General features: G+C 68.6%; 22 protein-coding genes. 4 read left to right on the top strand and 18 right to left on the bottom strand.

The annotated features are described in order from the left end of the window. Positions 1-77: 77 nt before the first annotated feature. The 9 genes from YM304_RS23130 to YM304_RS18695 all read right to left on the bottom strand — a co-directional run bounded on the left by YM304_RS23130 (position 78) and on the right by YM304_RS18695 (position 7,617). The gene (locus YM304_RS23130; protein ID WP_154723550.1) at positions 78-443 is read right to left on the bottom strand and encodes a helix-turn-helix domain-containing protein; all 366 of its coding nucleotides are present in this window, start codon (positions 441-443) and stop codon (positions 78-80) included. Positions 444-583: 140 nt separating this feature from the next. Continuing rightward, complete coding sequence (xseB, locus tag YM304_RS18730) at positions 584-805, bottom strand: exodeoxyribonuclease VII small subunit (RefSeq protein WP_015443299.1); 222 nt, start codon at positions 803-805, stop codon at positions 584-586. Next, complete coding sequence (xseA, locus tag YM304_RS18725) at positions 798-2,207, bottom strand: exodeoxyribonuclease VII large subunit (protein WP_015443298.1); 1,410 nt, start codon at positions 2,205-2,207, stop codon at positions 798-800. Before xseA ends, xseB begins: the two co-directional genes overlap by 8 nt. A 66-nt stretch (positions 2,208-2,273) precedes the next feature. Next, the gene (gene rmuC, locus YM304_RS18720) at positions 2,274-3,611 is read right to left on the bottom strand and encodes a DNA recombination protein RmuC (protein ID WP_162142111.1); all 1,338 of its coding nucleotides are present in this window, start codon (positions 3,609-3,611) and stop codon (positions 2,274-2,276) included. A gap of 90 nt (positions 3,612-3,701) precedes the next feature. Then, complete coding sequence (locus tag YM304_RS18715) at positions 3,702-4,289, bottom strand: hypothetical protein (RefSeq protein WP_154723549.1); 588 nt, start codon at positions 4,287-4,289, stop codon at positions 3,702-3,704. A gap of 71 nt (positions 4,290-4,360) precedes the next feature. Next, entirely contained in the window at positions 4,361-5,443 is a 1,083-nt protein-coding gene (locus YM304_RS18710; RefSeq protein ID WP_015443295.1) for a sulfate/molybdate ABC transporter ATP-binding protein, read from the bottom strand. Then, positions 5,440-6,237 carry an ABC transporter permease gene (locus YM304_RS18705; protein ID WP_015443294.1) on the bottom strand — a complete coding sequence of 266 codons (798 nt, stop codon included), beginning with the start codon at positions 6,235-6,237 and terminating at the stop codon, positions 5,440-5,442. The genes YM304_RS18710 and YM304_RS18705 overlap by 4 nt, the downstream gene beginning before the upstream one ends. After that, the gene (gene modA, locus YM304_RS18700) at positions 6,234-7,013 is read right to left on the bottom strand and encodes a molybdate ABC transporter substrate-binding protein (protein WP_015443293.1); all 780 of its coding nucleotides are present in this window, start codon (positions 7,011-7,013) and stop codon (positions 6,234-6,236) included. Before modA ends, YM304_RS18705 begins: the two co-directional genes overlap by 4 nt. Positions 7,014-7,104: 91 nt before the next feature. Next, the gene (locus tag YM304_RS18695; protein WP_015443292.1) at positions 7,105-7,617 is read right to left on the bottom strand and encodes a pyridoxamine 5'-phosphate oxidase family protein; all 513 of its coding nucleotides are present in this window, start codon (positions 7,615-7,617) and stop codon (positions 7,105-7,107) included. Positions 7,618-7,726: 109 nt separating this feature from the next. On the opposite strand from YM304_RS18695, the gene YM304_RS18690 reads away from it, so the two are divergent. The 3 genes from YM304_RS18690 to YM304_RS23125 all read left to right on the top strand — a co-directional run bounded on the left by YM304_RS18690 (position 7,727) and on the right by YM304_RS23125 (position 10,196). After that, entirely contained in the window at positions 7,727-8,344 is a 618-nt protein-coding gene (locus tag YM304_RS18690; protein WP_015443291.1) for a TetR/AcrR family transcriptional regulator, read from the top strand. Positions 8,345-8,503: 159 nt separating this feature from the next. Further along, positions 8,504-8,710, top strand: coding sequence for a hypothetical protein (locus YM304_RS18685; protein ID WP_015443290.1), 207 nt, complete (start codon positions 8,504-8,506; stop codon positions 8,708-8,710). A gap of 1 nt (position 8,711) precedes the next feature. Continuing rightward, complete coding sequence (locus YM304_RS23125; RefSeq protein WP_015443289.1) at positions 8,712-10,196, top strand: EamA family transporter; 1,485 nt, start codon at positions 8,712-8,714, stop codon at positions 10,194-10,196. Between the two features lie 78 nt (positions 10,197-10,274). On the opposite strand, the gene YM304_RS18670 is transcribed toward YM304_RS23125, so the two are convergent. From YM304_RS18670 to YM304_RS18640, 8 genes are all read right to left on the bottom strand, one after another. Then, positions 10,275-10,838 carry a COG4315 family predicted lipoprotein gene (locus tag YM304_RS18670; protein ID WP_015443288.1) on the bottom strand — a complete coding sequence of 188 codons (564 nt, stop codon included), beginning with the start codon at positions 10,836-10,838 and terminating at the stop codon, positions 10,275-10,277. A 103-nt stretch (positions 10,839-10,941) separates the two neighbouring features. Further along, the gene (locus YM304_RS24350; RefSeq protein ID WP_015443287.1) at positions 10,942-11,412 is read right to left on the bottom strand and encodes a cupredoxin domain-containing protein; all 471 of its coding nucleotides are present in this window, start codon (positions 11,410-11,412) and stop codon (positions 10,942-10,944) included. A gap of 113 nt (positions 11,413-11,525) precedes the next feature. Beyond that, entirely contained in the window at positions 11,526-12,149 is a 624-nt protein-coding gene (locus YM304_RS18660; protein WP_015443286.1) for a DUF6529 family protein, read from the bottom strand. A 95-nt stretch (positions 12,150-12,244) separates the two neighbouring features. Continuing rightward, positions 12,245-13,339 (bottom strand): metallophosphoesterase family protein, encoded by a 1,095-nt coding sequence (locus YM304_RS18655; RefSeq protein WP_015443285.1) that lies wholly within the window; start codon positions 13,337-13,339, stop codon positions 12,245-12,247. A gap of 10 nt (positions 13,340-13,349) precedes the next feature. After that, on the bottom strand, positions 13,350-14,039 hold the full coding sequence (locus tag YM304_RS24345; protein WP_231897659.1) for an RDD family protein: 690 nt from the start codon (positions 14,037-14,039) through the stop codon (positions 13,350-13,352). Between the two features lie 91 nt (positions 14,040-14,130). Further along, positions 14,131-14,349 carry a hypothetical protein gene (locus tag YM304_RS24905; RefSeq protein WP_154723548.1) on the bottom strand — a complete coding sequence of 73 codons (219 nt, stop codon included), beginning with the start codon at positions 14,347-14,349 and terminating at the stop codon, positions 14,131-14,133. Between the two features lie 9 nt (positions 14,350-14,358). Further along, positions 14,359-15,513, bottom strand: coding sequence for an RDD family protein (locus tag YM304_RS18645; protein ID WP_015443282.1), 1,155 nt, complete (start codon positions 15,511-15,513; stop codon positions 14,359-14,361). 79 nt (positions 15,514-15,592) lie between these two features. Beyond that, on the bottom strand, positions 15,593-17,134 hold the full coding sequence (locus YM304_RS18640) for an acyl-CoA carboxylase subunit beta (RefSeq protein ID WP_015443281.1): 1,542 nt from the start codon (positions 17,132-17,134) through the stop codon (positions 15,593-15,595). Positions 17,135-17,307: 173 nt separating this feature from the next. On the opposite strand from YM304_RS18640, the gene YM304_RS18635 reads away from it, so the two are divergent. Beyond that, positions 17,308-18,432 (top strand): ATP-dependent DNA ligase, encoded by a 1,125-nt coding sequence (locus YM304_RS18635; protein ID WP_015443280.1) that lies wholly within the window; start codon positions 17,308-17,310, stop codon positions 18,430-18,432. Positions 18,433-18,452: 20 nt separating this feature from the next. Here YM304_RS18635 and YM304_RS18630 read toward each other — a convergent pair whose 3' ends face one another. Continuing rightward, the gene (locus YM304_RS18630) at positions 18,453-20,366 is read right to left on the bottom strand and encodes a copper resistance CopC/CopD family protein (protein ID WP_015443279.1); all 1,914 of its coding nucleotides are present in this window, start codon (positions 20,364-20,366) and stop codon (positions 18,453-18,455) included. Between the last annotated feature and the right edge of the window lie 27 nt (positions 20,367-20,393).

Raw genomic sequence — 20,393 nt, 5'->3', positions numbered from 1 at the left:
GGAGTCTTCCGTCGCCACCCGTCGATCGTGTCGTGACGGGGCCGTCGGCGGCCTCGGTCGACAGGTGTCGGACGCGGTCAGGCGTCGGTGGCGGATTTCTGCTTCAGCAGTGCCGACACGCGTTGGCGGGTCACGCCGAACAGATCCGCGATGTCGGTGATCGTGAACCCCTCGTCACGGAGGGCCAACGCCTGGGTCGCTCGGAGCCGGCTGCCGACACCATGCAGGTTCTCGATGTTCTCGCTCAGCATCTCGACGGTGCGCGGCTGCGTCTCCGCTTCGACCAGCGGCCAGAGGTCGGAACCCGCCTGCAGTTTGCGCTGCTGGTTACGGATGCGCTTCTGCATCTCGCGGCTCCGCTCGATGTTCTCGGTCAGTGCCACATCGAGTTCGTTGAGGACCGCGATCAGCCGGGCATCCGGCGTGCGAGGTGAGTCGACCATGTGGACATCGTCGCAGGTGAACGGGAGAATTCCGCGCTTCGATGCGGCTGGTCGGGCGACGAACCGCTGTGACATCGGACGGCGACACCACGTGCCCAGCCGTTCACCCAGCGTGGCGCCGGTCGACACGCGGACGCTGATCAGGGCGTGTCGGCGGCGCTGAGTTGCGTCGTGACCTGCTCGACCTTGACCTGGGCGGTCGAGATCTTCTCGCGGCACATCGTGATGAGCTCGGACGCGCGGGTGACGCGGTCGGCGAGTCGGTCGACGTCGACATCGGAACCTTCGAGTTCGCGGAGGATCGCGTCGAGTTCGCGCAGGGCGTCGGCGTAACCGGGTTGATCGGACGAGGAGTCAGTCATCTGCGGAGTCACTTTCCGATTGGGGTTCGGATTGGGGGTCTGGGTTGACGGCCTCGACCACGCTGGTGATCTCGCCGTCGAGGAGTGCCGTCGTGAGCGTGTCGCCCGTGGCGACGTCGTCGGCCGAACGCACGATCTGGCCCGAGGCGGTGCGGGTGATGCTCCAGCCGCGAGCCAACTGCACCGCAGGGTCGACCGCGGCGACGCGGGCCGCGAGGAGATCGAGGCGGCCGGTCTCGCGCTCCACGCGAAGCGACGAGCGTTCGATCAGGCGCTCGGCAGCGGTGTCGAGTCGGTCGTGTGCCCGTTCGAGCACGGCCGGCGCAACGGTGCCGAGCACGTCGAGACGCATGTCGAGGCGCTCGTTCGATCGGTCGATTGCCGACTGGGTGCGGGCCGCGATGCGGTGGCCGACGTCGCCGAGGCGGCGCTCGGCGGCGTCGAGCGTGGCGGTGGCCCGTCGCTCGATCGCCTGCCATGCCATCTCGGTGTTGGCGACGAAGTTCGACACCCGGTCGATGAGCGCCCCCGCACACGCCGTCGGTGTCTTCAACGCGGTGTGCGCTGCTTCGTCGGCGATGCTGCGGTCGATCTCGTGCCCGATGCCGGTGAACACGGGCACCGGGACGGCCGCGATCGTGCGCGCGATGATCTCGGTGTCGAACACGGCGAGTTCGTTACGAGCGCCACCACCACGAATCACGACGATCGCGTCGAGCACACCCTTGCGAGCGCCGCGAGCGAGTGTGCCGATCGCACCGGCGACCATGCGCTCGGCGCCGTCGCCTTGCACCCGGGTGTCGGCCACGGTGAGGTGGAAACCGAACCCGCTCTTCTCGATCTCGTGGTGGAAGTCGGCCCACGCAGCGGAGTCGAGGCTGGTCGCCACGCCGATGCGCAACGGGATCGGCGAGAGCGGCCACTGCTTGTTGAGGTCGATGAGGCCGCCGGCCACGAGTCGCCGCATCACCTCGTCACGCGACTGGGCGATGTCGCCGAGCGTGAACTTCGGGTCGATGCCGTCCATCTTCAGGCCGACACTGCCGCCCTGCGCCCAGAAGTCGAGGAAGCCGTGGATGCGGACCTTCATCCCGTCGCGCAGATCGAGTCGGTTCTGCTTCAGCAGCGGCGTGAGGCGCTTGATCGCCGGAGCGAACAGCTTGATGTCGATCTTGGCCTTGCCGCTGTCGCCGTGTTCGATCAGCGAGAAGTAGACGTGCGGGCCTCGCCGCGTGAGCCCGTTGATCTCGCCCCGCACCCAGAGCCCGTCGCCGAAGCTGCGCCGGAACTGCTGGTTGATCGCGTCGGCCAGTTCGGTGACCGAGAACGTCGGGTCGATCGGCTCGTCGATCTGAACGCCGTCGTCGAACTCGTCGTGGAAGTCGAAGGCTGACTGGGACATGACGAGACCGAGACTACGAGAGGCCGAGCGAAACCCGGTACCCCGCGCGACGTGGCGTGGCCGACGTCAGGCGCCGAGGTGGCGGACTTCGCCACCGGGAGGCGTCTCGTCGGCGTCGTCGCCGGTGAGTGCGAACAGTTCGCCGTCGACCGGAAGCCCACGCTCTTGGCGGATCGCATCGAGATCACGCAACGGCCGCTCGAGCGCGCGTCGCCGGGTGCCGGTGAGCGCTTCGAAGTCCTTCTCGACGCCTTCGAAGCGACGCTTGATCTTCTCCATCTGGTCGGCGTACTTGGTCCACTGCGTACCGAACTTGCCGATGAGAGAAAGGATCTCGTCACTCGTGCGCTCGATGGTGAAGTTGTCGTGCGCCTGGCGGATCACGCCGAGGAAGGCGAAGAGCGTCATGGGTGAACACATGACGATCTGCTGACCCATGGCATCTTCGATGAGCGACGGGTCGTGCTCGTGGATGAACCCGGTGAGCTGCTCGTTGGGGATGAAGAGCAGCACGTTGTCGAGCGCCGACCCGCCACCTTCGATCGCGTACTCGCGCTTGGCGAGCTCTTTGACCCGTGCGCGCACGTCGAGCAGGAACCGCTTGAGATGCGTCTCGCGCTCGGCGTCGGTGCCGGCCTCGAGGTACCGCAGGTACGCCGCCATCGGGAACTTGACGTCCATGAACAGCGTCTGGCCCTTGGGCATGTGGAACGTGTAGTCGGGGCGGCCGGTGCCCCCGTCGATCTGTGCCTGCTTGCTGTAGTTGATGTGTTCGACGAAGCCACACATCCGCAGCACGTCTTCGGCCATGCGCTCGCCCCACTGGCCGCGAGCTTGCGGATTGGCGAGCGCGGAACGAAGTGCCTGAGTGGATTCGGACAGCGAGTTGGCGACCTGCATGTGCGCCTGGATCGACGACTCGACCTGCCCGAACTTCTCGGCGCTGGCCTCGCCGAGCGCAGACAGCATCGTGGCCACCTTGGCGAGTTCGGCGCGCATCTCTCCGTGCACCTGTTCGAGCCGAGCGTCGATGACGTCTTTCTTCGAGCCGAGTTCGGCCGTGGTCTGCTCTTTGACCTGCGAGGCCGTTGCCTGCAGCGACTCGTTGTGCTGCCTGACCGTGGCGTCGAGGTGCTGTGTCTGGAAGATCGCCGACTGTTCGAGGGCGGCCTTGACCGCAGCGTCGCGCTCTTCGGTGGCGCGGCGCTGTGCATCGGCCACCGCCGAGGTGACGGCAGCGGCGATCGCCTGCTGCACCGATTCGCTGTTCGCCGCGAGTTCGGCTTCACGCTCGGCCGTGCGGGCGGCGACGTTGGCCTCGGCCTGTCGCGTGGCGAACACGTACGCGCCGGCGGCTGCCGCCAGAGCGAGTGCCACGGCGAAGATCATGACGAGAATCAACATGCTTCCCATCATGACGTGAGGGTGTCACAGAGTTCGCGGATGGCGTCGAAGAAGCCCGTCATCCCGGTCGGGCGACCGCCGAGAACCCGGTCAGGCGGCGTCGTAGCTGCGGCAGATGTCGAGCGCCTGCGCTGCGACGGTGGCGACGTCGTCGTCACTCCACTCGTCGTCGATGCCGGTCGACCAGGTGGCGGTGCAGATCAGCACCGAACCGGGAGCGAGCGTGCGGCTGGTCTGTGCGCTCGCGGAGAAGATCGCGTCCGACGACGTCGACGGTGTGGCGTAGGTGACGTACGAGAACTCGGCCTCGGTGCCGCTGTCGAGGAGTTGGCGGTCGTCGTTGATCACCGAGATGTCGTCGACCAGCGTGTCGGCGTCGTACTCGACCGTCGTCCATGCCAGTCGGGCGGAGATCTCCTGCACGCCGAACTCGACGTCGGGGTCCTCCCACACCTGCTGGCTCTCGCTCGCGAACTCGCCGATCTCGAAGCCGGCGGGGAGGTCGACGGTGTAGTCGAGTGTGAGGTCGTCGCTCAGGATCTGCTGCACGGTGCCGTTGTACGTCTGCAACTCGACCGGTTCGATCGGGCCACCACCGTCGTCACCACCGCCACAGGCGCCGAGCGCGATGGCGCCGAGTCCGAGCAGCATGGTGGAACGAAGCAGGCGAGAGATCATCCCGGCAGTGTTGTCGGTCGGCCGATCTCGGTGCTGCGATGTGCCGCACGGCACAAGCGGTTCGGTCGGAGTCAGACCGGGCGCACGTGGATCTCGGTCGCCTTGATCGCCGCCCACACCGTGCTGCCGGCGGCCAGGCCGAGCGAGCTGACCGCTCCGGGGGTGACGTCGATCGACACCGGAAGCGGCGCGCCGAGCGTGACCCTGACCGTGTCGCCGAGCGGCTCGATGAGGTCGATCGTCGACTGCCACACGTTGCGCTGGCTGCCCTCGGGTCGTTCGGCGTGCAACGAGATGGCCGTCGGACTCACGGTCGTGAGCACCGGCCCGACCACCGTGGTGACGGCCACGGTGAGCGTCGCATCGTGGTCGTCGAGGCGGACGGTGCCGCCGTCGGCTTCGCCGGTGAACAGGTTGGTTCCCGCGAGCGCGGCGACGTAGGCGGTCCGGGGATGGCGACGGATCTCGTCGGGTGTCCCGACCTGGATGACCCGACCGGCTTCGAGCACGACGACACGGTCGGCCAAGACGAAGGCATCGGTCGGGTCGTGAGTGATCAGCAGCCGAGGGCCGGCGAACGCGTCGAGATGCTGGCGCAGTACCCGACGCAGCTCGACGCGCGACGCCACGTCGAGCGCGGCGAGTGGCTCGTCGAACAGGAGGATCTCGGGTTCGGCGGCGAGCGTGCGAGCGATCGCCACTCGCTGCGCTTGACCACCCGAGAGCTCCGACGGACGTCGACCCGCGAGCTCGGAGATCCCGAGCGCTGCGAGCCATCCATCGGCGACCGCTCGAGCGCGTCGGCGTGACAGCCCACGGTTGGCGGGGCCGAACGCGACGTTGTCGACCACATCGAGGTGTTCGAAGAGCAGGTGATCCTGGAACACGACCCCGACGCGTCGTGACTCGGCCGCCGTGTGCACACCCGTCGACGCGTCGTCGAGCACGCGATCGTTCAGTCGCACCGTCGAGCGGTTCACCGCGCCGTCGGCGAGTCCGGCGATCACGTCGACGATCGTCGACTTGCCCGCCCCGTTCGGACCGAGCAGGGCCAACGTCTCGCCGGCCGCCACCTCGAGGTCGACGTCGAGGTCGAACTCGTCGCGGCGCACGACGACGTGCGCGCGGAGGCCCGGTCGGGTGGCGCCGCTCATGTCGACCTGCCACTCCACCAGCGCCCGCGCAGTACGACGAGCACCACCACCGACACGGTCACCATCAGCAAGCTCATCGCGATCGCCGCGTCACGGTTGGCGTCGAGCGACACGAAGACGGCGAGCGGCAACGTCTGCGTGCGGCCCTGCAGGTTTCCGGCGAACGTGACCGTGGCCCCGAACTCACCGAACGCCCGCGCCCACGCGAGCACCATGCCGGCCCGCAGCGACGGGGCGATCATCGGCAACGTGACGCGCCGGAAGACGGTGAGTCGCGACGCTCCCAGCCCGGCGGCGACACCTTCGTATCGCTGGTCGATGTTGCTCAGTGCACCCTCGACGGTGATGACCAGGAACGGCATCGCGACGAAGGTGTTGGCCAGGATCACGCCCCAGATCGAGAACGGCAGGACGAAGCCGGTCGTGTCGTCGAGTGCCTCACCGACGAGTCCGCGACGTCCGAGCGCGAACAGGAGCGCGGCACCCCCGACCACCGGTGGCAACACCATCGGAAGGGTGACGATCGCCTGCAGCATCGACCGCCCGCGGAACCGGGTGCGACTCAGTAGCCATGCCAGGGGAACGCCGAAGAGTGTGGCGAGCGCGGTGGCGGCGACCGAGGTGATGAGCGACAACCGGAGCGCGTCGATCACGACGTCGTCGCTGAGCAGATCGGCGAGCTTCGACCACGGGGTCGCTTCGAGGAGCCCGACGAGTGGCAGGACGAAGAGCAGCGCGCCGACGGCGCCGAGCACGGCGAGCAGCGCCGGGGGTCTGGTCGAGGATCGCGTCACGGTGCGCCGAATCCTGCCTCGTCGAGGATCGCTCGGGCCTCGTCGCCGAGGACGAAGTCGACGAACCGGTCGGCCGCCGACGGGTTGGGCGACTCGGCGAGCACGGCGATGGGGTACGACGCCGCAACGGTCTCGACATCGAGCGGTACGGCGCGCAGTCGATCGGCGTTGGCGGCCACGTCGGTGGTGTAGACGATGCCGGCGTCGAGTTCGCCGGCCAGCAGGAGGGTGACCACGGCGCGGACGTCGGGAGCCCGCGTGTCGAGCTGCGCGTCGACGTCGGCATCCGCGAACAGTTCGTCGGCGTACTGCCCGCAGGGGACCTGCGCCGCACACGCTCCGAGAAAGAGGTCGCCGCGCTCGAAGTCGCGCAGCGAGGTGACCTCGTCGACGTCGATCGGGACGGCCAACGCCATTGCGTTGGTGGCGAACGGGCGGGCGCCGCCGGCGAGGAGATCGGCGTCGGCGAGACGTTGCATCAGCTCGTTGTTCGCCGATGCGAGCACGTCGGCCGGTGCGCCTTCCTCGACCGACACGGCGAGCGACGAACTCCCGCCGAAGCTCAACGACACGTCGACACCGGGCTCGGCTCGCTCGAACGCGGTGGCGATGTCGGTGAACACGTCGGTGAGCGATGCGGCGGCGAACACGACGACCTCGCCCGACACGCGAGCGTCGCTGGAACCTTCGGTGGCCGGGGTGCTGGAGTCATCGCTCGAGCAGCCGAACGAGAGCACGCAGGCGGCGGCGGTGAGAACGATCGCCGAGTGGCCCATGGTGCAGATCGAAGCTATCCGATCGCTTCGGCGAGGCCTGACGTGGGTTCGCGATCATCGGCGGCGACGCCGGGGACGCGGTGCCGATCGGTCAGCCGAGGTCGGTCATCGCGAACGTGAACATCTTCCGGGGGTTGATCCGGGCGTACCAGACGCCCGTGTCGAGCATCTCGGCCCACTGTTCGCCGTAGAGCGGCAGGTAGATGCCGAGCAGGGTCTGCCTGAACTCGGCGTGCTCGTCGGCGTCGATGTCGATGAACTCGGCGTCGCCGTGCACGGTGACGGCGAACGATTCGTCGGGAAGATGGGTGGCGCTGACCGCCGGCCGTTCGGTGAGATGCCGGTAGCGCAGTGAGTCCGCGGATGACCCGAAGTGGAATCGCCCTCGGTAGAAGATGCCGTCGACCGGTCCGTTGATCGGACGGCCATCGCGGGTCGAGGTCGCGAGGACGAGCAGGCGCATGCCGGTGAGTCGCTCGGCGACCTCCGCAGCGTCGGGCCGCCGGTCGGGCGTGGCGATCTCCTGCAGATGTGAGCCAGCGGTCCGGAAGCTCTCGTCGATCGTCTGTTGCAGTGCGGCCAGGTCGTCGGGTCGTTCGTGCATGTTCGCTCCTTCTTGCTGAGTGTGGAGATGTGGCGGTCGCGGTCGTGGTGTTCTGACGCCGTCTCCCGTGCAGCTCTACGCTGTAGAGCCGGATACTCTACAGCGTAGAATGTCGCCCGCACCGCCATCAACATCAACATCGCCATCAACATCTCGGTCGCAGCCGCTCACCGTCGAACGCATCGTCGACGCGGCGTATCGGATCGTGCAGCGTGACGGACTCGGCGCCCTGTCGATGCGCAAGCTCGGGGCTGCCCTCGACGTCGATGCGATGGCCGTGTACCACCACGTCGCCAACAAACAGGCGCTGCTCGCGCTCGTGACCGCACGAGCGATGTCGGAGGCGACGCCGCCGCCCGAACCGTCGACGCCGTGGCGCGCACGGATCGAGCAGTGGGCGCTCGGCTATTGGGACGTGGTCGTCAGCCACCGAGACCTGACGCTCGCGGGCCTGGCCGATCAGACGATCGCCGCCGGGGGGATGGCATCGACCGAGACGCTGTCCGCCGCGGTCTCCGACAGCGGCCTCCCCGCCGACCTGGTCGAGCCGACGACCTACCTCATCGTCGACGCCGTGCACGGCTCGGCCCTCGGCGCTGCCGCCGCTGACCGCGAGCACGCTGATCGGGAATCGTTGCGCGCCGCATTCGCCGACGGGCTCGGCGTGCTCCTCGATGGGATCGCGTCCCGAACGCCGCAGGGGACCAGCGACACCACTGGCGGGTGACGCAGATCGGCGGGTTGCCGAGCAGCGAACGCCGTCAGCCAGCGTGACGAGGTATGCGATGCGCCCTCGATGGCCTCGACTCGATCGTCACGGCAATGTCGAGACACGACCGCGCAGCGAGACGCTCGATGATCAGCGAGCTCGGAATGATCACGTTGCGTGAGCGAACTCGTCGAATTGCCGCTCGATCTGCAAATACCCCTCAAGCGACCCCGCCGAACCTCCGACAACGAGAGCATGGAAGCCAACTCGCGCACGTGCCGGCGGTCGACCCGCCAGCAGTCGATGTGCGACATGGGCGCGCCGCGACCGGCCGCGAACGTTTCCCGTGGGTTGCGCTCGACCGTCGGAGTGGGCGAGGCCTGACATGGCGGTCCTCCTCGCGCTCGGAGCAGCCATCGGCTGGGGGTCGTCCGACTACGCGGCCGGACAGGCGAGCCGCAAGTCGTCGGCGATCTCCGTCGTCATCATGGTGCAACTCGTCTCGCTGATCGCGCTCGTGGTGTTCGCCACGATGCCCGGCCAGACCGGTTCGCCCGATGTCGCCGATCTGCTCTGGGGCCTCGCTGCCGGACTCGGCGGAGGCGCCGGAGCGATGCTGCTGTTCAGCGGCCTGGCCAAGGGTGCGATGTCGGTCGTCGCGCCGATCACCGCACTCGGCGCGGCGACGATCCCCGTGGTCGTCGGCGTGGCACAGGGCGAATCGCTCGGCCTGCTCGGCGGTCTCGGCATCGCCTTCGCGCTGAGCGCGATGGTGCTCGTGACGCTCGGTGCCACTCCCGAACTCGCGCGAGCATCCCGAGCGAGCGATCCCTCCGAGACATCGGACGAGACCGTCGCCGAGCTCGACCCCGAGACCCCCGACGCCGCTGACCCGTCCGATCCCGCTCGTGGCGGTGACACCGACCGACCGGCGTCGGTCGACGTCGCGACCGTGTCCGACGCCGCGCCGCCCGAGCCCGCGGTCGTGGGCCGATCGAAGGCCGCCGACGATGCGTTGATCGAGGCCTACGAGCGGGAGTTCGTGATGTCGACCTCCGACGATCACTCGGCGCTGAACGACGTCGACACGGAACGTGTCGAGGTGCCCGAGCCGCCGGCCGACCCGATCGAGGTGGCGCGTTCGTTCAACGAACTCGCGGCGGCGGTTCACAGCCGTCGTGACGCGTTCGAGGTCACCCGGTTGAATCAGGTGCGCCCAGCCGTCGACCGACCGATCCCCGACGACTTCTTCGGCAAGTCCGACGCTCGTCGCCGTCGCGCCAAGGACCGACGAGCGCTGCATCGCCGCTCGACGGATCGGCGCTCGGCCTCATCGCCCGCCGCGGCCAAGCCCGTGGCCGCCGCGAAGCCGGTGACAAAGACGAAGACGGCAGCCGGGACGACGACGGCCGCCGTGACGAAGCCCAGGGCGGCCTCGCGACCGTCGATCGGTCCCGTGCTCCGACAGCCCGGTGTGATGGAGGCGCTCCTCGCCGGTGTCGGTTTCGGCATGTTCTTCGTCTTGATCGCTCGAGCGGCCGACACCTCCGGACACTGGCCCCTCGTGAGCGCCCGATTCGTCGCCGTCGTCCTGTTCGCTGCCGGGGCGATCATCGCCTCCCGTTCGGTTCTGCCCGACCGTGCCTCGCGTCCTGCGGTGGCGTTGGCCGGGTTGCTCGATGCCGCCGCCGCAGTGTGCTTCGTGGTGGCGACACGCGACGGTCTGCTGTCGGTCGGTGCCGTGCTGGCGTCGCTGTACCCCGTGGTCACCGTGCTGCTCGCGAGGTTCGTCGGGCGCGAGCGCATCTCTCGCCGACAGGGTGGTGGCCTCGTGCTCGCTGCTGTCGCCGTCGCCTTGCTGGCGGTCTGACGCGCCGACGCACGCCGAACGGTGCCAGGCACCGTCCGACGCGCGTCGCCGTCGCTCGGGTCGCTCGGGTCGCTCGGGTCAGCGGATCAGGCTGCCGTCGGCGGCAGCGACGAACCAGACGTCGCCCGAGCCCTGGCCGTTGGTGTCGCCCGGGGCGATGTCGCCGGAGAAGTAGTACAGCGGCCACTTGCCGGCCTTGAGCTGGTTGACACCGCTCGGGTGGGCGACGACCGAGAAGATCGACTCGTCGAGACCGGCAGGCACCGAGTCGCCGTCGACGGCGTAGGGCGGCCACGCATCGGCGCAACCGTCGACGCAGGTCGGCTCACCGGCGTCGTCGGGGGTGAAGCCGTAGAGGGTCATGCCGACCTCGTCGACGATGATCGAGCCGAGTTCGTTGTCGGCCACGCCAACGGTCGCCGCGGCCGGCTCTGCGGCGGGTTCTTCCGCTGAGGCCTCGGCGGGAGCGTCCGTTTCGACGGGCGCTGGTTCCGGTGCCGGTTCGGCGCCGTCGGAGCCTCCGCACGCCGAGGCGACGAGCGCGATGCCGGCGAGTGCACCGACGAGGCGGCGGCGCCTGGAGTGCGGGGTGGACGGCGTCGCGGAGAGCGTCGTGGTGATGGAGTCGATGGGAGTGTTCATGGTGTTCCTTTCGCGACGTTCGTCGCTGGTTGTGATTGCTGGTTGGGTAGGTGGTGGGTGGTGGGTGGTCGATGGACGGTCGATGGCTGACCGTTGAGGCCGGTCACTCGACGGTGATCGAGCCGGTCATCGAGGGATGAATGGCGCAGACGAACGAGTACGTGCCGGGAGTTGCAGGGGCGGCGATCACGCCGACGTCGTTCTGAGCGAGATCGCCGGTGTCGAACGATCCGTCGTCGGCGGTGAGCGTGTGGGGTGCCCCGTCGAGGTTGGTCACCTCGATCGTGGAGCCGGCGGCGACCACTGGGGGTCCGCTGAACGCGAAACCCTCGATGGTGATCGACGCCGCTGGGCCGGACGCCGGTGGTGCGCCGGCGCCGGTGCCGTCGACCGCATCGGCGAGGCCGCCGTACGGGTCGGTCACCGTGTCGGCCGATGCATCCGCATTCAGCGATGTGGTTGCGGGTGCCGCGGCCTGCGGTTCGTCGCCGTCGGCGGGCCGAGCGAGTGCGATGCCGGCGGCGAGCCCGGCTGCGAGGCAGACGGCGATGGTCGGAGTGGTGCGAAGTGCCATGGAGAAGTCCTGTGATCGGGTTGGTGAGTGTCGTGAGAGCGGGAATGGTCGGGCGTCGGGGCGACCTGAAGCAGAGGTGGCCGAATGGAGCAGGGTCCGGCGGCGGGCCGGGGTCAGATGCCGGGGAAGCCGATGGTCGTGAAGAACCAGAACGAGCTGGTCCACCAGATCGCCACGAGCACCGTGGCGAGCAGACCGCCGGCGAGCGGAAGACTGCGAGCGGGAACTCGATCCGATCGCAGCAGCAGCATCTTCGTGGTGAAGGCGCCGTAGAAGGCGCAGCCGAGCAGCGAGTGGAGGAGCACCCGGGTCGTCCGGTCTTGGAAACCGAGCGACCAGAGGCAGTGGTAGGCGACCGGCAGGGTGAGCAGGAAGGCTGCGGTGCCGAACCAGCGGTGCCCGTGGACCGCCCATGCCGGAGCGGGGCGTGACACGCCGGGAAGGCGTCCCCACATCCACATCGCCGAGGCGACCTGGGCGACCACCAGCGCCATCGCGCCGGTCGTGAGCCAGGCCTTCATCGGCAGCACGGCGGGAAATCCGAACGACACGATCCGATCACCGGTGGGAGCGTGCGTGTTGCCGTACACCCCGAGCGAGATCGAGACCGCGGCGCCGATCGCGGTGGCGACGAGCAGGAACTGCACGCCGGTGATGCCGGTGGTTGCAGCAGGGTGTGCGGCCGGAGCGTCGGTGGCGGCTGCCGTCTGCTCGTCGTTGCTCGTCGTGTTGGTCATGTCGATCCTTCCGAAGCGTCGATCGCTTCTGTTGGATCAGTACGCCGACCGGTTCGGAACGGTTCGCGAAACCTCGAGATTTTTTCGGCGACGCCTCAGCGGTGGTCGATGACGAAGCAGCGATCGTGCAGCGCACCCATCGCGTACTGCTCGTAGTCGATGCCGAAATCGGCGTAGAGACCGCGACACGACTCGCTCCAGCGCAGGGCCTCGTCGCCCGAGATGCGGTGCACGACCTGCATCACACCGCCTTCGAACACGCGGTACTCGGCCCACGTGCCGGGGAAGTCCTTGGTGCAGCCGACTTCGATGCTGGGGACCCGCGAGGCGCACATGCGCCGGACGCGATGGCGATGGGTGTGTCCGGCGGAGTACGCGATGAGGTTCGCTCGCCGCGCACACACGTTGTCGAGCAGGTCGCTCGCATCGGGATGCAATCCGAAGTACTCGGGGTTGCGACGCGTGCCCGACTCCGGGTCGTCAGGGTCGGGGATCCACTGCTGATGATGCCCCATGGCGATGACCGGTCGATCGGCGTCGTGCGCCACGGCGTCGAGCCAGTCGCCCTGGTCGGGGCTGATGGCTCCGGTGGTGGCCAGTGGGATCGTGGTGTCGAGGAGCGCCACCGTGATGCCCGGCAGGTCGATGCGTTGATCTCCGGCGTACTCGTTCTGGCCGCGGTACGCGTCGTGGTTGCCGCGCACCACGTGCAGGCGATCGCCGATCGGGTCCCGGTAGCACCGCTCGAACGCCTCCCATTCCTCCGGGGCACCGTCGAGCGAGAGGTCACCCTTGACGATCACAGCCGCCGGGTCGACGGCGAGCATCTCGGTGACCGCGCATCGGTTCATCACCTCCGGGTAGGGCTCGGCACCGGGCTCCGGGCGCCGGACCGGCCCGTCGGGGAGGTCGTCGATCTGACCGGCGGCGAGTTCGCCGAAGTGCACGTCGTTGACGGTCGCGAAGCGGCACAGCAGTTCACCGGGAGGGCGTTGGAGGGTCGTGACATCGACGGATCTCGGGCCGTCGGCGGTGTCGATCGTGAGCGCGGTGGTCGCTGCCGGTTCGAGATCGTCGAAGCGGTGGACCTCGACCGTTCCGTCGGGACGGGTGGCGTGGACGACCGCTTCGGTGTCGGTGACGGTGGTGACGTCGATCGGCCTGCTCGGGGAGGGTGATTCGCTGGTCATGGCGGTGAACTCAGACCTGCACGACGTGCGTGCCCGACACCTTGTCGTGCAGCGTCTGCTTGCGGTCGTCCCAGAGCATCCAGAGGTAGCCGATGTAGAGGATCTGTCCGGAGATGAACCATGCGAAGGCGGACCGGCCGATCGCCTTGCCCCAGCCGGGCGCACCGCCGGTTCGCTCGTCGATGACCTTCACCCCGATCAGTTTGCGTCCCCAGGTCTGCCCGGTGGTCGCCAGCGCGCGGAGGTAGAGCGTTGCGACGAGCAGGAGGCCGACCACGAGCAGGCCGAGCCCGATGAGGAAGGTCCCCACCTTGAACTCGCCGGCGAGACACATGATCTCGTCGTTGGACAGGCTCCGCGAGCAGTCGCTGAAGGCGTCGATCATGAAGTAGATGCCCGGAATCGCGACGAGCACCATCACGAGGCCGTACAGGATGCCGTCGACGATCCAGGCCCCGAGGCGAGTACCGAAGCCGGCGAGTTGGTCGTGGAGGGTGCCAGGGTTGTGCGGCGTGAACGGCGCGTAGCCGGGTGGCGGCTGCCGACCGGGAGGTGGTGGCGCGTAGCCGGGTGGAACTTGCTGACCGGGAGGTGGTGGGGGAGCGTGCGGCGGGGGAATCTGCGGTGTGGCTCCGTCTCGCGGCCCGAACGGACCGTGGCCGGATGGCTGGTTCGGTGGCGGAGATCCGGGTGGGGGCATGCTCACGACGTGAGTCTGCCAGACGCTGCCGCGACCGTGTCGGAATCTTCCGGCGGAGGAACGCCTCGCGTGCTCGATGCCGGCGGGAGGGTCAGGGACGCTCGCGTCGCGCCGCGATGGGCTTGTTCCACCAACGTCCCGAGAAGCGCCACGAGGTGTTGCGGCGTGTCGGCGTGGTGGCGGCCAGGATCACCGGGCGGGGCCACAGCGCTTCGGTCGCGGCCATGATCGCGGCCGCTTCTTCGTCGGTGGGGGTCGGCGACATCGCGACCCCGGTCGGCGGGGCGAAATCGTTGAGCGACGTAGACACGCTCACAGATTAGGCGTCGTCGTCGTCTGCCGACCAAGTCGCGCGAGGTCGCCCGACGACGATCGAACCGGCGAGTCGGTCGTGGAACGTGCGCCGCTGACTGTCGGCGAGGCCGGCGATGAAGCCGAACAGGAAGATCACCGACACGAGATGGCGGGCGGCGAACCTGGCTCCGGCGTAGCCGGCGTCGAGGTGGTCGCCGTTGGTGGCACTGACGACCTTGGTGTTGGCGAACCGGTTGCCGAACCACTGACCCGTTCGTGACACCGAGCGGGCGTACGACACGGTGGCGACGATGAACCCGAGGACGAGCAGGATCATGCCGATCAGGGTGTTCATGCCGCCCGACGTCTGGAGGATGACGAGGGCTCCCGGCACCATTGCGAGACTCAGGACGACGCCGTCGATGAGCGCGCCCTTGAGTCGGCTGGAGAACGACGCGAACACCGGCCGGTAGGCGAGTCCGCCGGTCGATTCGATCACGATGGTTTCGGTGACGGGTCGTTCGAGGTCGCGCGGGTCGGTGAGCGGGGCGTCGGTCGGCACGGGTGCGGGGTCGGCGTCGAGCTCGTAGTCGTCGTGGATCTGCTCGAGCAGGTCGCTCAGGTCGTGCCGGTCGGCGACGTGATCGGGCTGGCGGGTCTGCTCGGGCTGAACGGTCTGCTCGGGCTGAACGGTCTGCTCGGGCTGAACGGTCTGCTCGGGCTCGACGGTCTGCTCGGGCTGACCGGTGCGCTCGGGCGCCGCGGCCGGAGGGGCAGGTGATGCTGCGGTCGGCTCGAGGTACGACGGGCTGACGGTCGGGGGCGGTGCCGGTTGTGGCGCCGGGCGCGTCGGTGCCGGGGCCGGATCGGGTGGAACCGGCGTGGGTGTCGGCTGCGGTGCCGGGCGCGTCGGTGTGGGAGCCGGTGGCGTCGGAGCCGGTGGTGTCGGGACCGGGGGCGCGGGAGCGGGCGATGGATTCGGCGGCGCCGGCGACGGCGCGGGTGTCGGCGCAGGCGTCGGCGGCGCGGGAACCGGCGGCACGGGTGCCGCAGCGGGTGGCGGCGGAGGCGGCGTCTCGGGTGTCGGGCGCGGCGCAGGTGGGACCGTGCCAGGTGGTGGCGGCGGTGGAGGTGGTACCGACGCGGCCGGTCCGTTGGGAGCCTCGAAACCCGACGTCATGTCGCCATCATCGCATGTCGATCTGCGCCCGACAGCGCAATCGCCGGGCTTCGTGTCGAAACAAACGTCGGTCGACGACTCAGAGCGGAACGTTGCCGTGCTTGCGCCGCGGCAGTTCTTCACGCTTGGTGCTGAGCATCCGCAACCCGGCGACGAGCTTCTTGCGGGTGTCGGCCGGATCGATCACGTCGTCGATGTAGCCGCGTTCGGCAGCGGCGTACGGGTTGGCGTACTTCTCGGTGTACTCCTCGACGAGTTCGGCGCGGCGTGCGGCCGGGTCGGCGGCCTGCTGCAGTTCGCGGCGGTAGACGATCTCGACGGCGCCCTGGGGGCCCATCACGGCGAGTTCGGCCGAGGGCCAGGCGAACGCGAGGTCGGAACCGATCGACTTGGAGTCCATGACGACGTACGCCCCGCCGTACGCCTTGCGGGTGATGACCGAGATGCGCGGCACCGTGGCCTCGCAGTAGGCGTAGAGCAGCTTGGCGCCGTGGCGGATGATGCCGCCGTACTCCTGGTCGACGCCCGGCAGGAAGCCCGGCACGTCGACGAACGTGATCAGCGGAATGTTGAACGAGTCGCACGTGCGCACGAAGCGGGCGGCCTTCTCGGCCGACTCGATGTCGAGCACGCCGGCGAGGACCTTCGGCTGGTTGCCGACGACGCCGACGGCCTTGCCGTCGATGCGGGCGAAGCCACACACGATCGACTTGGCCCAGTGCGGGAAGTACTCGAAGAACTCGCCGTTGTCGACGCAGTGCGAGATGACCTCGACCATGTCGTACGGCAGGTTCGGCGAATCGGGGAGGATGGTGTCGAGCTCGGGGCACGAGCGGTCGGGGTCGTCGCCGAGGTCTTCGAGCGGCGCTTCCTCCAGGTTGTTCGACGGGAGGAACCCGAGCAGGAAACGCACGTCGTCGAGGCACGCCTTCTCGTCGTCGGACACGAAGGTGGCCACACCCGACTTCGAGGCGTGGCTCATGGCGCCGCCGAGTTCTTCGAGCGTGACGTCTTCACCGGTCACGGTCTTCACGACGTCGGGGCCGGTGATGAACATGTGGCTGGTTTCGCGCACCATGAAGATGAAGTCGGTCATGGCGGGGGAGTACACGGCACCACCGGCGCAGGGGCCGAGGATGACCGAGATCTGTGGGACGACGCCGGAGGCCTGCACGTTGCGGCGGAAGATGCCGCCGTACGAGGCGAGGCTCACGACGCCTTCCTGGATGCGAGCGCCGGCACCGTCGTTGAGTCCGATGACCGGGGCACCGACCTTGGCGGCGAGGTCCATCAGCTTGTGGATCTTCTCGGCGAAGACCTCGCCGAGCGCGCCGCCGAACACGGTGAAGTCCTGGGAGAACACGAAGACCTTGCGGCCGTCGACGAGACCCCACCCGGTGATGACGCCGTCGGTGTACGGACGGTCTTCGAGACCGGCTGCGTGCGCACGGTGGCGGGCGAGCAGATCGAGTTCGTGGAACGAGCCGTCGTCGAGGAAGTAGTCGAGGCGCTCGCGGGCGAGCATCTTGCCCTTCTCGTGTTGACGATCGACCGAGCGCTGCGAGCCTGCGTGCAGCGCTTGCTCCCGCCGTTCGGCGAGGTCGGCGATCTTCTCGTTCATCGTTCCAGTCACGTCCGAGAGAGTACCGGAGGGAGCCACCGCCCTCCGATTCCCGAGCGCGATTCTGTTCGGCGAGCGGCCGATCCGCTCTCCGACCTGGCGGGACACCGTGCCGCCGGCTCCGATCGCCCCGACGCGCGTCGCCCCGGCGTGATGTTTGACAGACTGCACGCGTGACCGATCGCCCGTGGAATCTGCCGATCCAGCCGCCCATCGACCCGATGCTGGCGAAGCTGGCGCGCAAGATTCCCACCGCGTCCGACGGTGACGCGGGCTGGCTGTTCGAGCCGAAGTGGGACGGGTTCCGATGCATCGTGTTTCGCGACGGCGACCGCATCGAGTTGTTCTCGCGCAACAAGCGGCCGCTCGCTCGATACTTCCCCGAACTCATCGGCCCGCTGCTCGCTGCGACGCCGGAGCGATGCATCGTCGACGGCGAGATCGTCGTGCCCGATGCTGGCGATCACGGACTCGATTTCGACGCGTTGCTGCAGCGGATCCATCCGGCCGAATCCCGCATAAACCGACTGGCCGCCGAAACGCCGGCTGAGTTCGTGGCGTTCGACGTGCTGGCGGTCGGCGACGAGACACTCGTCGACCACACGATGACCGAACGTCGATCGAGGTTGACCGACCTGCTGGCCGTGAACGACATCGTGCGCCTCACCCCGGCATCCACCGATCGGGCGATGGCCGAAGACTGGTTCGGGCGTTTCGAAGGGGCCGGGCTCGACGGGGTGATCGCCAAGCCGGTCGACGGCACCTACGAGATGGGGAAGCGGTCGCTGGTCAAGGTCAAACACCAGCGCACCGCCGACTGCGCCGTGCCCGGCTACCGCGTTCACAAAGACGGCAATGGCGTCGGTTCGCTGCTGCTCGGCCTCTATGCCGACGACGGTTCACTGCGTTCGGTCGGCGTGGCCGCAGCGTTCACCGCGAAGCGGCGAACCGAACTCCTCGACGAACTCGCGCCGCGCCTCGACGGAGCGCTCGACGACCATCCGTGGGTCGACTGGGCCGAATGGCAGGAAGCGAAGCGGGTGGCCGATGCCGAACGCGAAGCCGTCGGCAAGCCGGCCACGCCGTCGGCAGGCAGCCGCTGGAACGCCGGCAAAGACCTCTCGTTCGTGCCGATCCGGATGGGGCTCGTCGCCGAGGTGGCGTTCGGTCAGCTCGAAGGCGGGCGTTTCCGCCACGGCGTCAAGTTCCTGCGTTGGCGGCCCGACCGCCTGCCCGAATCGTGCACGTACGACCAACTCGACGTCGCCGATCCGGTCAAATTCGACGACCTGTTCTGAGGCGGCGGTCTGTCGAGACGTCAGCCGTCGGCGGGAGCGACGGTGCTCTCGGGAACCGTGACGATGTTCGCCTCGGGGAACGTCACCACCGTGGTCACCTGCGTGCCGTCGGCATTGTTGATGTTCAACGTCTGCGGGATGCTGCTCACCTGAGCGCCACCGACGATGGCGTCGACGCGCACCTCCCACGCACCCGGGATGTCGAGCGGGAGACCCTGCGCCTCGAGGCGGACGGCGCGTCCGGTGCCGGTGAGTGGGATCGCCTGGGTGATGGTGCCGATGTTCCGATCGTTCGGCGGCGCCGTGAGCACGAGGCTGAGGTTCGAGATGCCCTCGGCCGGACCGCGGACGTCGACTTCGATGCCGACGAGACCGGCGACGTCGTCGGTGAAACTCAACCGCACGTCGAGGTCGGAACCCTCGAACGTCGGCGACGTCGTGACCTTGTACGGGATGCGCGGCGTGGTGTCGATGTTCGGCGGTGACAGCGCGAGCATCCACGAGCTCAGCGCCAGGATGACGACACCGATGCCGGCTTCTGCGCCGAACGCACGACGCAGCCGGTCGGCGAGCGGCACGCTCATCTCGTGAGCGCGCGCGAGGCGCTGCGCCACGAACTGGCGAGCGGTGATCGCGAGGAAGATCATGACCGCCACCACGATCGACTTGAGGAGGAGCACCCGCCCGTGGCCGCTGTCGAACAACGCGCCGCCGTCGAGGCGGATGAGTTGGATCACGCCGCTGACGACCGTGACGATGATGGCCACGATCGAGACTCGGCCGAATCCACGGACCGCGTGGACGAGGTCTTCTTCGCCGGGGCCCGACAGCACGACGCGGGCCAGCAGGATCACGCCGCCGAGCCAGACCGCCATGGCGAGCGCATGGACGATGCCGACGAGGACGCCGATCGCGGCGAGGTCGCCGAGCGTGCGGGTCACGCCGGTCATCGCCACGGCGAGCGCCGGGATGCCGAGACCGGCGATCTGTGTGGTCGGGTCGATCGCCCGATCGGGGCGGAACGCGACCCACGCCGAACCGATCACGAACACGAGTCGGAGGATGACCGCGCGTCCGGCCCAGCCCGCGTCGAGCAGGTCGATCCATGCGGTCGGGCTGAAGCCGCTGCCGAGGCCGCGACCCGTGGAGGCCGCGGTGGCCGCGGCCGTGAAGAGCAGCGTCGAGATGAGGGCCACGACCCAGACGCCGCGCAGGAACTTCACCGTGACCAGGTACTCGACACCTTCCGGCCAGGCGGTGGTGATCAGGACGAGGCCGCCGAACAGCGCGGCGATCGACAGCGTCGACAGGAGGCGTCCGAGCCACACCGGGCCCTGTCCGCCGCCCGACGTGGAGAAGTCGGTGACGACGATCTCGTCGTCACCGTCGGTGTCGGTGGCGGGGGTCGCGATCGGCGCGACGGTCGTGTCGGGGGTGTCGGTCTCGGTGCCGTCGTCGGACTCGTCGACGATCTCGGCGACGGGGTCGTTGGTGACGCTGAAGGTGATGGTGCCTTCGCCGTTCGCTTCGCCGTCGGTGTTGGTGACCTGCCAGCGGATGGCGCACGTGCCGCGCCCTACCGGTTCGAGGATCTGTGCCGTGAGGAGCAGTCCGTCGTCGCCGACCTCGGGTTCCGACAGCGGGATCTGCTCGGCTTCGCACGACAGATCGATCGTGTTCACGTCACCGAGTTCTTCGGTGAAGGTGATGACGACCTCTTCGGGAGCGACGTCGCGGCTGGCGCCGGTCGCCGGCGACGAGTTGACGACGGAGTTCTCGGCGTGGGCGATGCCCGGAGCGACGGCCGAGAGGCCGAGCGCCGTCAGCAGGCCGATCACCAGACCGAGCAGCGCTCGCCGAGGCGCGCGCTGACGGCAGCGTTCCGCGGTGCCGTCGGGGCGGCCCGTCCGTTGCTCGACGAAGGGGGAATTCACGATGCGCCGAGGCTAGTGCCTGGACCC

The sequence above is a fragment of the Ilumatobacter coccineus YM16-304 genome (assembly GCF_000348785.1).
GTDB lineage: Bacteria > Actinomycetota > Acidimicrobiia > Acidimicrobiales > Ilumatobacteraceae > Ilumatobacter_A > Ilumatobacter_A coccineus.
This window is presented reverse-complemented; position numbering and strand designations above follow the sequence as displayed.